The sequence below is a fragment of the Agromyces salentinus genome (genome assembly GCF_009749395.1).
Classification (GTDB): domain Bacteria; phylum Actinomycetota; class Actinomycetes; order Actinomycetales; family Microbacteriaceae; genus Agromyces; species Agromyces salentinus.
The window spans coordinates 588,433-603,718 of sequence record NZ_WBIR01000001.1; the positions used below are offsets into that span (position 1 = coordinate 588,433).

Below are 15,286 nucleotides of genomic sequence, written 5' to 3' on the forward strand. Positions count from 1 at the left end.
CCCGCGGGCGCCCGGGACGGCGGGCCGCCCACGCGCGGCCCGCCGCGGCATCCGCTACCGCTCGAATCCCTCGCTGAGGGGCCAGGCGCGGCGCAGCTCGATCCGGCCGAACCTGGCCATCGGATGCTTGGCCGCGACCTCGATCGCCTCGTCGAGGTCCCGCACCTCGATGACGTCGAAGCCCGCGATCCACTCCTTCGACTCGGTGAACGGGCCGTCGGTCACGAGCGCCTCATCGCCGCGCACCCGCACGGTCTTCGCGAACTCGGGCGGGCGCAGGCGATCGCCCGCGATCGAGATGCCGCGACGGGTCATCTCGGCGTCCCAGTCGGCCATGCCGTCCTCCTCGGCGACGTACGGCTCGGCGTCGGGGTCGTGCACGACGAACATCATGAACTCCACGGCTCAGTCCTTCCCGTACAGAGTCCAGAAGGGCCGCAGTTCGAGGGCCCCGTGACGCGCGAGCACGTCGCCCTTCGCGATCTCGACGGCCGTCTCGAGATCGGGGACCTCGAGCACGTCGTAGCCCGCAATCCACTCCTTGGACTCGGTGAACGGCCCGTCGGTGACGATCGTCTCGCCGCCCCTGACCCGCACCGTCACGGCCTCGTCGACGGGCCGCAGGCGCATGGCCCGCTTCAGCACGCCCTGCTCGGCCATCGTGCGATCCCACTCGGCCACGGCCTCCTGGTCGACCTCCCCCGGATCCACGTCGGGGTCGGCGACCACGAACATCATGATCTCCATCATGCTGCGCTCCTTTCTCGTCACGCGCTTTCCCCTGCGACGAACGGGGTACGGCGAAATCGACACGGTCGCGGCATCCGTTCCGGCCGGATCCGCCGAGGCTCGACGGGGGGGTCGAAGGATTTCCACGCGGATGTCGCATGAGGTGTCGATTCATCCTGTCCTCGTTCGTCGCCTGGGCATACCGTGAAACCGAGACCGAGGAGAACCGATGCAGTACTTCATGTTCGTCGCGACCGACACGCAGCCCGACCGCTCCGGCGACGAGGGCATCCCCATCGAGCAGTGGGTCGCCGAGAACGACGAGCGGGGCACGCGGATCGCCGGTGACCGGCTGCGCTCCATCGAGGACGCCACGCTGGTCCGGGTCCGCGACGGCGAGACCATCGTCACCGACGGGCCGTTCACCGAGTCGAAGGAGTGGATCGCCGGGTACGACATCCTCGACTGCCGCGACCTCGACGAGGCGATCGAGATCGCGTCGCGGCATCCGATGGCCAGGGGCGGTCGCATCGAGCTGCGCCCCTTCTGGACCGGAGACGGCGAGTGATCGGCGGATGACGCGGGCACGGCCCGATCGGGCGGGGTCGACGGATGCCGCGGCCGGGCGTCCCGGCGCTCCGCGATCCGAGGTGCGGGAGGCCGTCGACCGCGCCTACCGCGAGGAGTGGACCCGCGTCGTCGCCACGCTGATCCGCGCGACCCGCGACTGGGACCTCGCCGAGGACGCGGCGGCCGACGCCTTCGAACGCGCGGCCGTGCGCTGGGCCTCGGAGGGCGTGCCCGACAACCCCGGCGCATGGCTCACGACCGTCGCCCGCAACCGGGCGCTCGACGTGCTGCGGCGTCGCGGCGTCGAGTCCGACAAGGTCAGGGAGTGGATGGTGATGGACGAGATGCAGGGGCCGGTCGCGCCGACCGACCCGGGCGAGATCGCCGCGATGGGCGATGAGATCGACGACCGCCTCCGGCTGGTGTTCACGTGCGCGCACCCCGCGCTGCCGCTCGAGGCGCGGGTCGCGCTGACCCTGCGAACGGTGGGCGGCCTCGAGACGCCCGAGATCGCGCGCGCGTTCCTCGTGCCCGAGGCCACCATGGCGCAGCGGCTCGTGCGCGCCAAGCGCAAGATCCGCAACGCGGGCATCCCCTACCGGGTGCCGGAGGGCGACGAGCTGCGCCGGCGCCTGGACGGCGTGCTCGCGGTGCTCATGCTCGTGCACAACGAGGGATACCTCGCGAGCTCGGGCGACCGGCTGCTGCGGCTGGACCTCCAGGAGGAGGCGATCCGGCTCGCGGGCCTCGTCGTCGAGCTCATGCCCGACGAACCGGAGGCGGCCGGGCTGCTGGCGCTGCTCCTCCTGCAGCACGCCCGGTCGGCGGCACGGGTCGACGACGCGGGCGACCTCGTGCCGCTCGACGAGCAGGACCGATCCCGCTGGGACGCCGCGGAGGTCGCGCGCGGTCTCGACGTGCTCGACCGGCCGGGCCGAACGGATGCCCCGGCCGGCTCCTATCGCCTCCAGGCCGAGATCCAGGGCGTGCACGCACGTGCCGCCCGCCCCGAGGACACCGACTGGGCCGCGATCGTGCACCGCTACGACGACCTGCTCGCCCTGACGCCCTCGCCCGTCATCCGGCTGAACCGCGCGGTCGCCGTGGGCCTCGCGGGCCACCCGCAGGCGGCGCTCGACGAACTCGACGCGCTCGCCGCATCCGGGGCCCTCGGTTCGTACCACCTGCTCCCGGCGGCACAGGCGGACCTGCTGCGCCGCGTCGGCCGAGCGGATGCCGCCGCCGAGCGCTACCGGCGGGCCATCGAGCTGGCCCCGACCGAGCCCGAGCGGCGGTTCCTCGCCCGCCGCCTCGCCGAGGTCGAGCGGCCGGCCGGGGCCGGGCCCGAAGCCCCGCCCGAAGCCGGACCCGAAGCCCCGCCCGAAGCCGCGCCCGAAGCCGGCTGACTCCCGATCAGCCCGTGTTCTGCACGCCGGCGGCGACGCCGTTCACCGTGAGGAGCAGCAGGCGGTGGTGGTCGTCGCTCGGCACGTCGGCCTCGCCGGCGCGCACCGCCGCGAGCGCGCGCAGCTGCAGCAGCGAGAGCGCATCGACGTAGGGGCTGCGCAGTCGCACGGCCTTCGCGAGCACCGGGCGGGCGACGAGCAGCTCGTCGCTCTGCGTGACGCGGCCGAGCCAGGCCTTGGTCAGTCGCATCTCGTCGAGCACGAGCTCGGCGAGGTCGTCTCGGTCGCCGAGGGCGAGGTAGCGGGCCGCGATGCGCTCGTCGGTCTTCGCGAGCGACATCGAGAAGTTGTCGATCATGGCCGTGAACAGCGGCCACTCGGCGTACGCCTCGCGGAGCAGGGCCTCGTCACCGACGGACTCGAGCGCCGTGCCGAGGCCGAACCAGGCGGCGAGGTTGATGCGCGCCTGGCTCCAGGAGAACACCCACGGGATGGCACGGAGGTCGTCGAGCGACTCGACCGAGAGCCCGCGCCGCGCGGGGCGGGAACCGAGGGCGAGGTGGCCGACCTCCTCCATGGGCGTCACGTCGGCGAACCACGGGGCGAACCCGTCGGCCTTCACGAGCGAGTGGAAGCGGGCGCGGCTCGTCTCGTCGAGCCTCGCGGCGAGGGCGGCGAACTGCTCGTCGGCCGCCCGGTTGCGGGCCTCGTTCGAAGGGCTCCCGGCGAGGAGTGCGGCGGAGGCCATCTGCTCGAGGTGGCGCCTCGCGATCGCCGGGTCGCCGTACTGGGCGAAGATCACCTCGCCCTGCTCGGTGATCTTCAGGCGTCCGTCGACCGAGCCCGCGGGCTGCGCGAGCACGGCCTCGTTCGCCGGGCCGCCGCCACGGCCGAGGGCGCCGCCACGACCGTGGAAGAGGGTGAGCTCGATGTCGTTGCGGTGGGCCCACGCGGCGATGCGGGCCTGCGCACCGTGCAGTGCGAGGGTCGCCGAGACCGGGCCGACGTCCTTCGACGAGTCGGAGTAGCCGAGCATGACCTCGACCTTGCGGCCGGTGGCCGCGAGGCGCGCCTGCACCTGCTCGAGTTCGAGCATGCGGTCGAGGATGTCGACGCTCGCCTCGAGGTCGGCGAAGGTCTCGAACAGCGGCACGACGTCGATCGCGACGTCGTCGGCGGCGTCGCCGAGGGCGGCCGCCGCGAGCTCGTAGACGTTCGCGAGGTCCTCCGGGCTCTGCGTGAACGACACGATGTAGCGGCGGACCGTGCGCACGCCGTAGCGGCGCTGCAGGTCGGCGATCACGCGGAACAGCGCGAGCACCTCCTCGGTCATCTCGCCGAGTTCGCCGCCCGCGCGGATCTCGGCGAGCGCCTGCCGGTGCACCTTCGAGTGCTGGCGCACCTCGAGCTCGGCGAGGTGGAAGCCGAAGGTCTCCGCCTGCCAGATGAGGTGCTGCAGCTCGCCGTTCGCGCTCCGGAGCGCGCCGCCGTGGCGGAGCGAGTCCTGCAGGACCCGGAGGTCGGCAAGCAGTGCCTCCGGCCCGTCGTAGGCGAGGTCGGCATCGCCGCGACGCGTGGCCGCGATGCGCTCGGCGACGACGAGCAGCACGCGGCGGTGCGGTTCGTGCGGGGCGCGCGTGCCGATGGTCGCCGTCACCCGGGGCGCGAGCACCTGCTGCGCGGCGAGCAGGTCGGTGAGCTCGGCGGAGGGCGGGGTGTCCTGCGCGTCGAGCGTGAGGGTGCGGCCGATGCGCGACGCCGCCCGCTCGAGGCCGAGCAGCACGTGCTCGGCCGCGATGCCCGCCGCCTCCCGCGTGATCTCGGAGGTCACGTACGGGTTGCCGTCGCGGTCGCCGCCGATCCAGCTGCCCACCCGGAGGAACGCCGGCGCGATGGCCGGGCCCCGCCCTGCGGCATCCGGTTGCAGGCGGTCGTCGATGCTGCGGTACACCTGCGGGACGACCTCGAACAGCGTCTGGTCGAAGACGCCCATCGCCGTGCGGACCTCGTCGAGGGGGGTCGGCCTCGTGGTGCGGATCGGGGCGGTGCGCCAGAGGATCTCGATGTCCTCGAGCAGCCTGCGGTCGAGTTCGGCGACGGTGCGGTCGCCGGGGGCGAGGTCGTCGCGCTCGTCGATGAGCTCGCCGATGCGCCGGATGGCCGAGGCGATGGCCCGGCGACGGGCCTCGGTCGGATGCGCCGTGAGCACCGGGTGGAACCGCAGGCCGGCGACGCGGGCCCTGGCCTCGTCGACCCCGACCTCGTCGACGAGCAGTCGGATCGTCGCCGACAGCGACCCGTCGGTGCCGGCCGGCGTCGTGGCCGGGGCCTCGCCCGCCCGGGAATTGCGCTCGCGCTGCTCGGCGCGGGCACGCAGGATGCGCACGCGCTGGTGCTCCTCGGCGAGGTTCACGAGGTGGAAGTACACGGTGAACGCACGAGCCACCTCCTCGGCCCTCGACGGGTCGAAGGAGGCCGCGATGCGTTCGGCCTCGGCGAGCGCCGCGTCGTCCCGTGTCTCGTGGGCATGGATGGCGGCGTGCCGCAGCTGCTCGACATCGTCGAAGAGGGCCTGTCCGCCGGCCTCGACGAGGATGGTGCCGAGGAGCCCGCCGAGCAGGCTCACGTCGGCGCGGAACTGCGCGTCGATGTCGTTCACGACGAGTTCGCGGTCGCGGACGTAGGCGGATTCCGTCGTGTTGGGCATTCCTCGAAACTACTGCGGGCGACCGGTGGGCCCGAAATCCTGTAACACGCTGTTTCCGGGAATCAACCGGAAGGGGGTGTCGGTCGGCGCGCTGAGCCGTCAGGCTCGACCCATGGATGGATCATCAGCCGATACCGCCGTGCGGATCCGCGGTCTCCGCAAGGTCTACGGCGGCATCGCCGCGGTCGACGGCATCGACCTCGACATCCGCCGTGGCGAGACCTTCGCCCTGCTCGGTCCGAACGGGGCGGGCAAGTCGACGACCGTCGAGATCCTCGAGGGCTACCGTTCGCGCACGGCCGGCGAGGTCGAGGTGCTCGGGGTCGATCCCGCCCGCGGCGGACGTGACTGGAAGTCCCGCATCGGCATCGTGCTGCAGACCGGTGGCGAGACCGGCCTCTTGACCGTGCGGGAGGTGCTGCACCACTTCGCGGGGCTCTACCCGAACCCGCGCCGCATCGACGACGTGATCGCGGCCGTCGGCCTCGAGGCCAAGGCGAACGTGCGCGTCGCCAAGCTCTCGGGCGGGCAGCAACGTCGGGTCGACGTCGCCCTGGGCATCGTCGGGCGGCCCGAGCTGCTGTTCCTCGACGAGCCGACCACCGGATTCGACCCGGAGGCGCGCCAGCAGTTCTGGGAGCTCATCCGCTCCCTGAAGGCCGAGGGCACCACCATCCTGCTCACGACGCACTACCTCGACGAGGCCGCCCGGCTCGCGGACCGTGCGGGCGTCATCGCCGGCGGGCGCCTGCTCGACGTCGGCGGCATCCAGGAGATCGGCGGCGCCGAGGCCCGCGTCCCGGTCGTCCGCTGGAACGATGCCGAGGGGCGGCCGCACGAGGTGCGCACCCACGAGCCCGGCCGCGTCGTGGCCTCCATCGTCTCGGCGCTCGGCGGGGAGCCGCGGGCGCTCGAGGTGATCCGGCCGACGCTCGAGGACGTCTACCTCGGCCTCGTCCGCGGTGCCGAGGCGGCGACCGCGACCCCGGATCCGCCTTCCGGCACCGCGATCGCCACGCCCGCACCGACCCCCGACGCCGAGGAGCCGGCAGCATGAGCACGAACGTGACCACGCAGGGCGCCTCGCGCATCGGCGTCGAGACCCGGATGTACTTCCGGGCGCCCGACACGCTGTTCTTCACCTTCCTCTTCCCGTTCGTGATGCTCGCGATCTTCTCTGCGGCGTTCAGCGCCTCCGGCGAGGCCGGCCCGCCCGGCGCCGAGATCTCGGTCGCCGCGCTCTACCTGCCCGCGATGCTCGCGTCCGGGATCTTCCTTTCCGGCGTGCAGAACCTCGCGATCGACATCGCGCTCGAGAAGTCGAACGGCACGCTGAAGCGCCTGGGCGGCACGCCGCTCTCGCCCATTGCGTACTTCGCCGGCAAGATCGGGCAGGTCTTCGTGACCGGCACCCTGCAGGCGTCGCTGCTCATCCTCGCCGGCTGGCTCGTGCTCGGCATCGAGCTGCCGACCGAGCCCGAGAAGTGGGTGACGTTCGCCTGGGTGTTCGTGCTCGGCCTGACGACCTGCGCCCTGATCGGCATCGCCCTGTCGGCACTGCCCCGCTCGGGCAAGAGCGCGGCGGCCGTCGTGATCCCGATCGGCTTGATCCTGCAGTTCATCTCCGGCGTCTACCTGCAGTGGGACATGCTGCCCGACTGGCTGCAGAACATCGCGAGCGTGTTCCCGCTCAAGTGGATCGCCCAGGGCATGCGCTCGGTGTTCCTCCCCGACGGGTGGGAGGCGCTGGAGCAGAACGAGTCGTGGAACCTGCCGGGGGTCGCCATCGCCCTGCTCGTCTGGCTCGTCCTCGGCCTGGTCCTCAGCCGCATCACGTTCCGCTGGATCCGCCGCGACGCCTGAGCTCGACCGTCGCCCTGCCCGCAGACCTGATTTTGCACTTCCGCGCGCATAGTGCAGAATTGCACTCTGTGACGGATAGTGCAAAGACTCCGGGGCTGCGCGAGCAGCGGATGCGACGAACCCGCCGCGACCTCTGCCACCGCGCTCGCCAGCTGACCGTCGAACGAGGACTCTCCGGCTTCACCGTCGACGAGCTCTGCGCCGACGTGGGCGTCTCGCGACGGACGTTCTTCAACTACTTCAGCGGCAAGGAGGCCGCCGTCGTCGGTCACGATGCCGACAGCATCGACGAGGCCGCGCTCGCCGCCTTCATCAGCGGCGACGACGGCGCCCCGACCCTGCTCGATGCCCTCGCGGAGCTCGCCATCACGACCATCGCCGGATGGGACGACGACCACGACGCCATCGACCCGCACGCCCTCGTCGAACGCGAGCCGCACCTGCTCCCCCACATGATCGGCGCGGGGCGCCAGCTCGAGCAGCGCATCGTCGCCGCGATCGAGGAGCGCGAGGGCCTCGCCCCTGGCGATCCGCTCGCCCGCACCGCCGCCGTCGTGATCGGCTCCCTCGTCGGCAACGCCGGGCAGCGGTTCTTCTCGAACCCCGACACCGGCCGCGAGGACTTCGCCTCGATCCTCCGCGACTCCGTCGCCGCGACCCGCGCGGCCTGCACGCCCGGCACCGCCGTCGCCCCCGCGCACCCGACCACGACCCGAACCACGGAAAGCCCCTCATGAGCGCAGCACGACCCACCGCGACGAGCGCCCCACTCGTCCTCACCCAGCGACGGATCTGGATCATCTTCTCGGCGCTCATCGCCGGCATGCTGCTCTCCAGCCTCGACCAGACGATCGTCTCGACCGCGATGCCGACGATCGTCGGCGAGCTCGGCGGCGTCGAGTACCAGGCGTGGATCACGACCGCGTACCTGCTCGCCACGACCATCGTCATGCCCATCTACGGCAAGTTCGGCGACGTGCTCGGCCGGCGCAACCTCTTCCTCATCGCGATCGCGCTGTTCACCGTGGCATCCGTCGGCGCGGCCTTCGCCCCGACCTTCTGGGCGTTCGTCGCGTTCCGCGCGATGCAGGGCCTCGGCGGCGGCGGGCTCATGATCCTCTCGCAGGCGATCATCGCCGACATCGTGCCCGCGTCGCAGCGCGGCAAGTACATGGGACCGCTCGGCGCCATCTTCGGGCTGTCGGCCGTGGCCGGCCCCCTGCTCGGCGGCTTCTTCGTCGACCACCTGACGTGGCAGTGGGCGTTCTACATCAACATCCCGATCGGCATCGCCGCGTTCGCGATCGCCTGGTTCACGCTGACCCTGCCGAGCAAGAAGGCGGAGAAGAAGGTCGACGTGCTGGGCGTCATGCTGCTCTCCGCGGCGACCGTCTGCCTCATCTTCTTCACGGACTTCGGCGGCAACGCGGACCACGGGTGGGATGCCCTCGAGACCTGGGCCTGGGGCGTGGGCCTCCTCGCCGCCGCGACCGCCTTCGTCGTGGTCGAGGCACGCGCCGAGGACCCGATCATCCCGCTGTCGCTCTTCAGGAACCCCGTCTTCGTCAACGCCACCGCGATCGGCTTCACGCTCGGCATCGGGATGTTCTCGGCCATCGCCTTCGTGCCGACCTTCCTGCAGATGTCCTCCGGCGCCTCGGCGACGGCATCCGGCCTGCTGATGCTCCCGATGATGGCCGGCATGATGGGCACGTCGATCTGGTCGGGCATCGCGATCTCGCGGTCCGGCCGCTACCGTGCCTACCCGATCGCGGGCACGCTCGTCACGGCTGCGGCGATGCTCGCCATGACGACGCTCTCGGCCGACACCCCGATCTGGCTGATCTGCGTCTACCTGTTCGTGTTCGGCGCCGGACTCGGCCTCATCATGCAGGTCGTCGTGCTCGTCGTGCAGAACGCGGTCCCGGCGACCCAGGTCGGCACGGCGACCAGCACGAACAACTACTTCCGCGAGGTCGGCGCGTCGCTCGGCGTCGCGATCTTCGGTGCGATGTTCGCGACGCGCCTCTCCGAGAACCTGACGAAGATCTTCACGGATGCCGGCGCGAGCGCGGCCGAGGCCGGCAGTGCGATGTCGACCCTCGACCCGCAGCGGCTCGCCGAGCTGCCCGATCCCGTGCGCGACGCGATCGTCACGGCCTACGCCGACTCGCTCGCGCCGGTGTTCTGGTACCTCATCCCGTTCATCCTGGCCGCGTTCGTGCTCGCGCTCTTCCTCAAGCAGATCCCGCTCTCCGACGAGGCCGGCATGGTCGCGCGCGGCGAGGCCATCTCGGGCGACGAGGCGGATGCCGCGGAGCGCGCGATGCGCGACGGCATCGTCGTGACGGGTCCGGCCGAGGACGACACGGCCTCGACGGCAGCCTCGACCGCGACCGGCAGCACGCCTTCGCAGGGCGGCAGCGGCTCGCAGGGGGGCAGCGGCTCGCAGGGCGGCGGCACGTCGCAGGGCTGACGACTCCGGGCGCGCCTCGACACGGGCGCGCCCGGTCCTCCCTGCCGCGCAGGGCTCGGATCCCGCACGGCGCATGCGAGTGCGCCTACGCTGGAAGGCGGCATCCGCATGCGCCGCGGCAACGACGAGCACCGCCCGTGGTCGACGCGTGCAGGGTGGCCTCGAGAGGGTCGCATGACGTACGAACACCGCCCATGGCTCGCGCACTACGCCGAGGGGGTCCCACCCGAGATCGAGGAGCCGACCGAGACGCTCGTCGACATGATCGACGCCGCGGTCGGCCGCTACCGGCGGAGAACCGCCCTCGAGTTCTTCGGCGCGGAGACGAGCTACCGCGAGCTCGGCGAGCAGATCGCCTCCGCGGCGGAGGGACTGCGCCGCCTCGGCGTCCGCGCGGGCGACCGGGTCGCGATCGTCCTGCCGAACTGCCCGCAGCACGTCGTCGCGTTCTACGCGGCGCTGCGGCTCGGTGCGATCGTCGTCGAGCACAACCCCCTCTACACGCCGCCCGAGCTGCGGCACCAGTTCGAGGACCACGGCGCCCGCGTCGCGATCGCCTGGAGCAACGTGGCCGACACCGTCGCCGAGTTCCCGAGCGACATCCGGCCCGAGCACATCGTGGCGGTCGACGTGTCGAGGGCCCTGCCGTTCGGCAAGCGGATGGCGCTGCGACTGCCGATCCCGCAGGCCAGGCGCTCCCGCGCCGCACTCGCGACGCCGGCGCGGGCCCGGGGACTCCTGGCGTGGGAGCACCTCACGTCCCGGCGGGCGCTCGGCAGGCGGCATCCGCGTCCCTCGCTCGACGACACCGCCGTGCTGCAGTACACGAGCGGCACCACCGGGACGCCGAAGGGCGCCGTGCTCAGCCACCGCAACCTGCGTGCGAACGCGATGCAGTCCCGCGCATGGGTGCCCGGACTCGAGCTCGGCGGCGAGACCTTCTACGGCGTGCTGCCGCTCTTCCACGCCTACGGCCTGACGCTCTGCCTCACGACCGCCTTGAGCATCGGGGCGCGGCTCGTGCTGTTCCCGACCTTCGACCCGAAGCTCGTGCTCGACGCGGCGCGGCACTCGCCGCCGACGTTCCTGCCCGCCGTGCCGCCGATCTACGACCGCCTCGTGCGGGCCGCCGAGCGCCGGCCGCAGGCCCTGGCGAGCATCCGCTTCGCGATCTCGGGGGCGATGAGCCTGCCGATCGCGACCGTCGACCGATGGGAGAGCGCGACGGGGGGCCTCCTCGTCGAGGGCTACGGCATGACGGAGAGCTCCCCGATCACCATCGGCAACCCGATGGGCCCGACACGGCGACCGGGCACGGTCGGGGTGCCGTTCCCCAGCACCGAGATCCGCGTCGTCGATCCCGAGCAGCCCGACGTCGACCGCCCCGCGGGCGAGCCCGGCGAGCTGCTCGTGCGCGGACCGCAGGTCTTCCAGGGCTACTGGCGCCGGCCCGCCGAGACCGCGGAGACGCTGTTGCCGGGCGGATGGCTGCGCACCGGCGATATCGTGAGCGTCTCGGACGAGGGGTTCGTCACGATCGTCGACCGCGTGAAGGAGCTCATCATCACGGGCGGCTTCAACGTGTCCCCGTCCGAGGTCGAGTCGGCCCTGCTCGCGCACCCCGACGTGCGGGGCGCCGCGGTCGTCGGACTGCCCCGGCCCGACGGCGGGGAGTCCGTCGCCGCGGGCGTCGAGCTCCGCGAGGGCGCCGTGTTCGAGGCATCCGCGCTCCGCGACTTCTGCCGCACGAGCCTCACGCCCTACAAGGTGCCGAAGCACGTCGAGCTGTTCGACGAGCTGCCCCGGTCACTCATCGGCAAGGTGCTGCGCCGGCAGGTGCGCGACGAGCTGCTCGAGCGGATGTCGCGGAGCTGACGCGCCGCCGGCGGGCGAGCGCTGTCGCGCGCATGCGCTCATGCGACGGTTTGCGGGCCAGAGGGAGGTCGCGAGGCGTCCTCCACACGGCGAGCCCTCGCACGAACGAACGAACGCGAGCCGCGCGTACGATGACGACGTGATCCTCCAGAGCGCACGCGTCGCCGTCCAGCGCACGAGAATCCTCCCCGCATGGGTTCGGCGAGCGGATGCCGCGGCGGCACGCGCCGTGACCACGGGCCCCAGCCATCCCGTGGCCGACCGGGTGTGGTCGCGGGTCTCGGGGGTCGCCGACCGCGGGGTGCTGTGGTGGACGATCGCGGGCGTGCTCGCCGTGACCGGTCGCCGTCGGGCGGCCGAACGCGGACTCGGCTCGCTGCTCGTCGCGAGCGCGCTCACGAACCTGATCGCCAAGCGGGTCTTCGGCGGCGACCGGCCGTTGCTCGCCGACGTGCCGATCGGGCGGCGCCTTCCGAAGCCGCCCGCCACGCCGTCCTTCCCGTCGGGCCACTCGGCGAGCGCGGCGGCCTTCGCGATGGGGGTCGCGGTCGAATCCCCGCGCCTCGGCATCGCCCTGGCCCCGGCCGCGCTCGGCGTCGCCTACTCGCGCCTGCACACCGGGGCGCACTGGCTGTCGGACGTCGTCGGAGGCCTGGCGCTCGGCACCGGCGTCACCGCGCTCGGCACGCTCCTCGTACGGCCGGGCACGTCGCACGACCGCATCGACTCCGCTCCGACCGGCGACGACCGCCGTCTCCCGGCCTCTCCCGAGGGCGAAGGCGTGTTCATCGTCGTGAACCGGTCGTCGGGCACGAGCGTCGTGCGCGCCGACCCGGTCCGGGTGCTCGAACGGCGGCTGCCGCTCGCCGAACTGCACCTCCTCGATGACGGAGACGACCCGCGCACGGCCATGCGCGCCGCACTCGCCCGCGAGGAGCCGCCGTCGATCATCGGCGTCTGCGGCGGCGACGGCTCGGTCGCCGCCGTGGCGCACGAGGCCAGGGCGGCCGGGCTGCCGCTGCTCGTCGTGCCCGGCGGCACGTTCAACCACTTCGCGCGCACGGCGGGCGCGGCATCCGTCGACCTCGCCGTCGACGCCCTGCAGCGGGGCGAGGGCGTGCGGACGGATGTCGCCGAGCTCCGCTTCGCCGGCGGTTCGCCCATCACGGTGCTGAACACGGCCTCCGTGGGCATCTACCCGGATTTCGTCGCCGAGCGCGAGCGCCTCGAGCGGAGGTGGGGCAAATGGCCCGCGGCGGTCATCGCCGCGGTGCGGGTGCTGCGGAGTTCGGCTCCGGTCACCGTCGTGGTCGATGGTCGCCGGGCCCGCGTCTGGACGCTGTTCGTGGGCGTCGGACGCAACGAGGCGGGCATCGCCGCGCCGATGCAGCGCCGGCGCCTCGACGACGGCACGCTCGACGTGCGCGTGCTGCATGCCGGCACCCGGGTGCGCGCCGTCGGCTCGCTCGCGTTCGGCCGGCGCACGAGTTCCGTGCTCCGGCGCCTTCGCCTGCTGCCCGAGCGGCTCGAGTCCTTCACGACCGACTCGATCGACGTCCTGGTGCGACCGAGGGAGGGGCAGGCGCCCGGGTTCGCGCATGACGGCGAGGTGGCCATCGCTGCGCCCGCGGAGGCCTCCGCCCGGGGCGCGGTGCCCGGATACCGCACGACCGTGCGCGTCCTCCCGGCGGCGCTCGACGTCTACCGGCCGGCCGGAGACGACGGCGACGGCAGCGGCGGCCGCGGCACCCGGGTCACAGCAGGCGGCGGGCGTTCGCCCAGGCCGTGAGCTCGTACCGGCTCGAGAGCTGGAGCTTGCGCAGCACGGCCGACACGTGCGTCTCGACGGTCTTCGTCGAGATGAACAGTTCGGCGGCGACCTCCTTGTAGGCGTACCCGCGGGCGATGAGGCGCATGACCTCCTGCTCGCGCGCCGAGAGCCGGTCGAGCTCGTCGCTCGCCGCGGCCGTCTCGCCGACCGCGGCACCGAAGGCGTCGAGCACGAAGCCCGCGAGCTTCGGCGAGAACACGGCGTCTCCCCCGGCGACGGCCTGCACGGCCCGGCTGACGTCGGCCCCCGACGATCCCTTCGTGATGTAGCCGCGGGCGCCCGCGCGGATGACGCCCACCACGTCCTCGGCCTTGTCCGACACGCTGAGCGCCAGGAACCTCGTCCCCGGCATCGACGACCCGACCCGCCGGATCACCTCGGCCCCGCCGCTCGCGCCCGACGGCACGCCGACCCCGGGCAGGTGCACGTCGAGGAGCACGACGTCGGGCGCGGCATCCGTCACCGCGGCCACGGCGGACTCGACGTCATGGGCCTCGCCGACCACCTCGATCGACGCGTCGAGGTCGGCCTTCAGGCCCGAGCGGAAGATCGAGTGGTCGTCGACGATGACCACGCGAACGGATGCCGCGGGCACGCCCCTGCCCGCGTCGGATGCGTCAGCCACGGCCGGCCTCCGCCCCGAGGCGCTCGGCGGGGAAGCGCAGGCGCACCTCGGTGCCGATGCCCCCGGCACCGCGCCGGACCTCGCCGGAGCCGCCGGCGCGCCGCATCCGCCCGATGATCGACTGGCGCACGCCCAGCCGGTCGCCGGGGACGTCGCCCAACTCGAATCCCTCGCCGCGATCGCGCACGAACACCTCCACCGTCTCGGGTGACGACTCGACGTACACCGACACCTCCCCGCCGGCATGGCGGGCCGCATTCAGCATGGCCTCCCGTGCCGCGGCCGCCACCTCGCCACTCGCCCGTTCGCGGGATTCGCCGACCACGACGACGTCGATCGTCACCGGGTAGTCGATCTCGAGCGCGGCCGCGAAGTCGCGGAGGTCCGTGCCGAGGTCGCTGTCGGCGGGCGTGTCGCCGTCGAACAGCCAGTCGCGCAGCTCCCGCTCCTGGGCGCGGGCGATGCGGGCGACCTCGCTCGAGGCTCCCGCTCGGTTCTGGATGAGCGCGAGCGTCTGGAGCACCGAGTCGTGCAGGTGCGCGGCGATCTCACTGCGCTGCTCCTCGCGGATGCGCTTGGTGCGCTCGTCGGCGAGGTCGCGCCAGGCGGTGACGAGCGTGGGGGCGTAGACGAGGCCGATGCCGAGCACGGCGGCGAGCGCGGCGGCGAACGTGGGCACCGGGTACTCGTGCGCGACGTCGCCGAACACGAGCGCGACCGCCGTGATCGCGAGCAGCGCGGTCGCGGAGAGACGGATCGCGAGTTCGTGCCGCGGTCCGCGCTCGGGGTCGGGCCGGTCGACGAAGCCCGCCCAGGCACCGGATGCCACGGCCAGGCCGACCCCGGCGAGCACCGCGCCGAACCACCAGCGGAGGCCGCCCTCGTCGCCGTCGAGCACCCAGGCGCTCACCACCCAGGCCCCGAGGAGCGACAGGGTCGATGCGACGACGAGCAGCCAGGCCACCGGCGCCCGCCTCGTGGGACGCTCGTCGCCGGGTGCCCACGGGGTGAGCGCCCAGAGCCACACGTAGAGGAGGAGTCCGGCGCCCGCCGCGAGGCTCGTCGCGGCGAACGCCAGGCGCACGACGGTCACGGGCCAGCCGAGGTGTTCCGCCATCCCTGCCGCCACGCCCGTCGCGACGCACGCGCGGGGGCGGATCATGCGGGGCTCCATGCCTGCCATCCAAGCAGACCGCGTCGGCGT

At 72.9% G+C, this 15,286-nt stretch carries 13 protein-coding genes; 8 read left to right on the top strand and 5 right to left on the bottom strand.

Features of this window, described 5'->3' with window-relative positions; translation table 11 throughout:
• Nucleotides 1-54 precede the first annotated feature (54 nt).
• Together GQQ95_RS02730 and GQQ95_RS02735 are read right to left on the bottom strand one after the other, a co-directional pair.
• Entirely contained in the window at nucleotides 55-402 is a 348-nt protein-coding gene (locus GQQ95_RS02730) for a YciI family protein (protein ID WP_157426069.1), read from the bottom strand.
• A 3-nt stretch (nucleotides 403-405) separates the two neighbouring features.
• Complete coding sequence (locus GQQ95_RS02735) at nucleotides 406-750, bottom strand: YciI family protein (protein ID WP_246205150.1); 345 nt, start codon at nucleotides 748-750, stop codon at nucleotides 406-408.
• Nucleotides 751-958: 208 nt separating this feature from the next.
• Here GQQ95_RS02735 and GQQ95_RS02740 point away from each other — a divergent pair, with 208 nt between their 5' ends.
• Both GQQ95_RS02740 and GQQ95_RS02745 read left to right on the top strand, forming a co-directional pair.
• Complete coding sequence (locus tag GQQ95_RS02740) at nucleotides 959-1,297, top strand: YciI family protein (protein ID WP_157426070.1); 339 nt, start codon at nucleotides 959-961, stop codon at nucleotides 1,295-1,297.
• Between the two features lie 7 nt (nucleotides 1,298-1,304).
• Nucleotides 1,305-2,705 carry an RNA polymerase sigma factor gene (locus GQQ95_RS02745; protein ID WP_157426071.1) on the top strand — a complete coding sequence of 467 codons (1,401 nt, stop codon included), beginning with the start codon at nucleotides 1,305-1,307 and terminating at the stop codon, nucleotides 2,703-2,705.
• Between the two features lie 7 nt (nucleotides 2,706-2,712).
• Here the strand turns inward: GQQ95_RS02745 and GQQ95_RS02750 are convergent, their stop codons facing one another.
• Nucleotides 2,713-5,412 carry a phosphoenolpyruvate carboxylase gene (locus tag GQQ95_RS02750; protein WP_157426072.1) on the bottom strand — a complete coding sequence of 900 codons (2,700 nt, stop codon included), beginning with the start codon at nucleotides 5,410-5,412 and terminating at the stop codon, nucleotides 2,713-2,715.
• A 112-nt stretch (nucleotides 5,413-5,524) separates the two neighbouring features.
• Between GQQ95_RS02750 and GQQ95_RS02755 the strand changes: the two genes are divergently transcribed.
• From GQQ95_RS02755 to GQQ95_RS02780, 6 genes are all read left to right on the top strand, one after another.
• Nucleotides 5,525-6,469, top strand: coding sequence for an ABC transporter ATP-binding protein (locus GQQ95_RS02755; protein ID WP_157426073.1), 945 nt, complete (start codon nucleotides 5,525-5,527; stop codon nucleotides 6,467-6,469).
• Nucleotides 6,466-7,275, top strand: coding sequence for an ABC transporter permease (locus tag GQQ95_RS02760; RefSeq protein ID WP_157426074.1), 810 nt, complete (start codon nucleotides 6,466-6,468; stop codon nucleotides 7,273-7,275). Before GQQ95_RS02755 ends, GQQ95_RS02760 begins: the two co-directional genes overlap by 4 nt.
• Before the next feature lie 68 nt (nucleotides 7,276-7,343).
• Nucleotides 7,344-8,012 carry a TetR/AcrR family transcriptional regulator gene (locus tag GQQ95_RS02765; RefSeq protein WP_157426075.1) on the top strand — a complete coding sequence of 223 codons (669 nt, stop codon included), beginning with the start codon at nucleotides 7,344-7,346 and terminating at the stop codon, nucleotides 8,010-8,012.
• Nucleotides 8,009-9,751 (top strand): MDR family MFS transporter, encoded by a 1,743-nt coding sequence (locus tag GQQ95_RS02770; protein WP_157426076.1) that lies wholly within the window; start codon nucleotides 8,009-8,011, stop codon nucleotides 9,749-9,751. Before GQQ95_RS02765 ends, GQQ95_RS02770 begins: the two co-directional genes overlap by 4 nt.
• A 174-nt stretch (nucleotides 9,752-9,925) precedes the next feature.
• Nucleotides 9,926-11,626 (top strand): long-chain-fatty-acid--CoA ligase, encoded by a 1,701-nt coding sequence (locus GQQ95_RS02775; protein ID WP_157426077.1) that lies wholly within the window; start codon nucleotides 9,926-9,928, stop codon nucleotides 11,624-11,626.
• A gap of 139 nt (nucleotides 11,627-11,765) precedes the next feature.
• Nucleotides 11,766-13,415 (top strand): bifunctional phosphatase PAP2/diacylglycerol kinase family protein, encoded by a 1,650-nt coding sequence (locus tag GQQ95_RS02780; RefSeq protein WP_246205151.1) that lies wholly within the window; start codon nucleotides 11,766-11,768, stop codon nucleotides 13,413-13,415.
• Here the strand turns inward: GQQ95_RS02780 and GQQ95_RS02785 are convergent.
• Both GQQ95_RS02785 and GQQ95_RS02790 read right to left on the bottom strand, forming a co-directional pair.
• On the bottom strand, nucleotides 13,381-14,082 hold the full coding sequence (locus GQQ95_RS02785; protein WP_246205152.1) for a LuxR C-terminal-related transcriptional regulator: 702 nt from the start codon (nucleotides 14,080-14,082) through the stop codon (nucleotides 13,381-13,383). The two genes, GQQ95_RS02780 and GQQ95_RS02785, sit on opposite strands and share 35 nt — an antisense overlap.
• Nucleotides 14,075-15,244: an ATP-binding protein gene (locus GQQ95_RS02790; RefSeq protein ID WP_246205153.1), complete on the bottom strand. Its 1,170-nt coding sequence runs from the start codon at nucleotides 15,242-15,244 to the stop codon at nucleotides 14,075-14,077. Before GQQ95_RS02790 ends, GQQ95_RS02785 begins: the two co-directional genes overlap by 8 nt.
• Between the last annotated feature and the right edge of the window lie 42 nt (nucleotides 15,245-15,286).

What these genes read in the sequence shown, in the direction of transcription:
- GQQ95_RS02745 (WP_157426071.1), top strand. Translation starts at nt 1,305, where the DNA reads ATGACGCGGGCACGGCCCGATCGGGCGGGGTCGACGGATGCCGCGGCC.
- GQQ95_RS02755 (WP_157426073.1), top strand. Translation starts at nt 5,525, where the DNA reads ATGGATGGATCATCAGCCGATACCGCCGTGCGGATCCGCGGTCTCCGC.
- GQQ95_RS02790 (WP_246205153.1), bottom strand. Translation starts at nt 15,244, where the DNA reads ATGATCCGCCCCCGCGCGTGCGTCGCGACGGGCGTGGCGGCAGGGATG.
- GQQ95_RS02735 (WP_246205150.1), bottom strand. Translation starts at nt 750, where the DNA reads ATGATGGAGATCATGATGTTCGTGGTCGCCGACCCCGACGTGGATCCG.
- GQQ95_RS02775 (WP_157426077.1), top strand. Translation starts at nt 9,926, where the DNA reads ATGACGTACGAACACCGCCCATGGCTCGCGCACTACGCCGAGGGGGTC.
- GQQ95_RS02770 (WP_157426076.1), top strand. Translation starts at nt 8,009, where the DNA reads ATGAGCGCAGCACGACCCACCGCGACGAGCGCCCCACTCGTCCTCACC.
- GQQ95_RS02750 (WP_157426072.1), bottom strand. Translation starts at nt 5,412, where the DNA reads ATGCCCAACACGACGGAATCCGCCTACGTCCGCGACCGCGAACTCGTC.
- GQQ95_RS02760 (WP_157426074.1), top strand. Translation starts at nt 6,466, where the DNA reads ATGAGCACGAACGTGACCACGCAGGGCGCCTCGCGCATCGGCGTCGAG.
- GQQ95_RS02740 (WP_157426070.1), top strand. Translation starts at nt 959, where the DNA reads ATGCAGTACTTCATGTTCGTCGCGACCGACACGCAGCCCGACCGCTCC.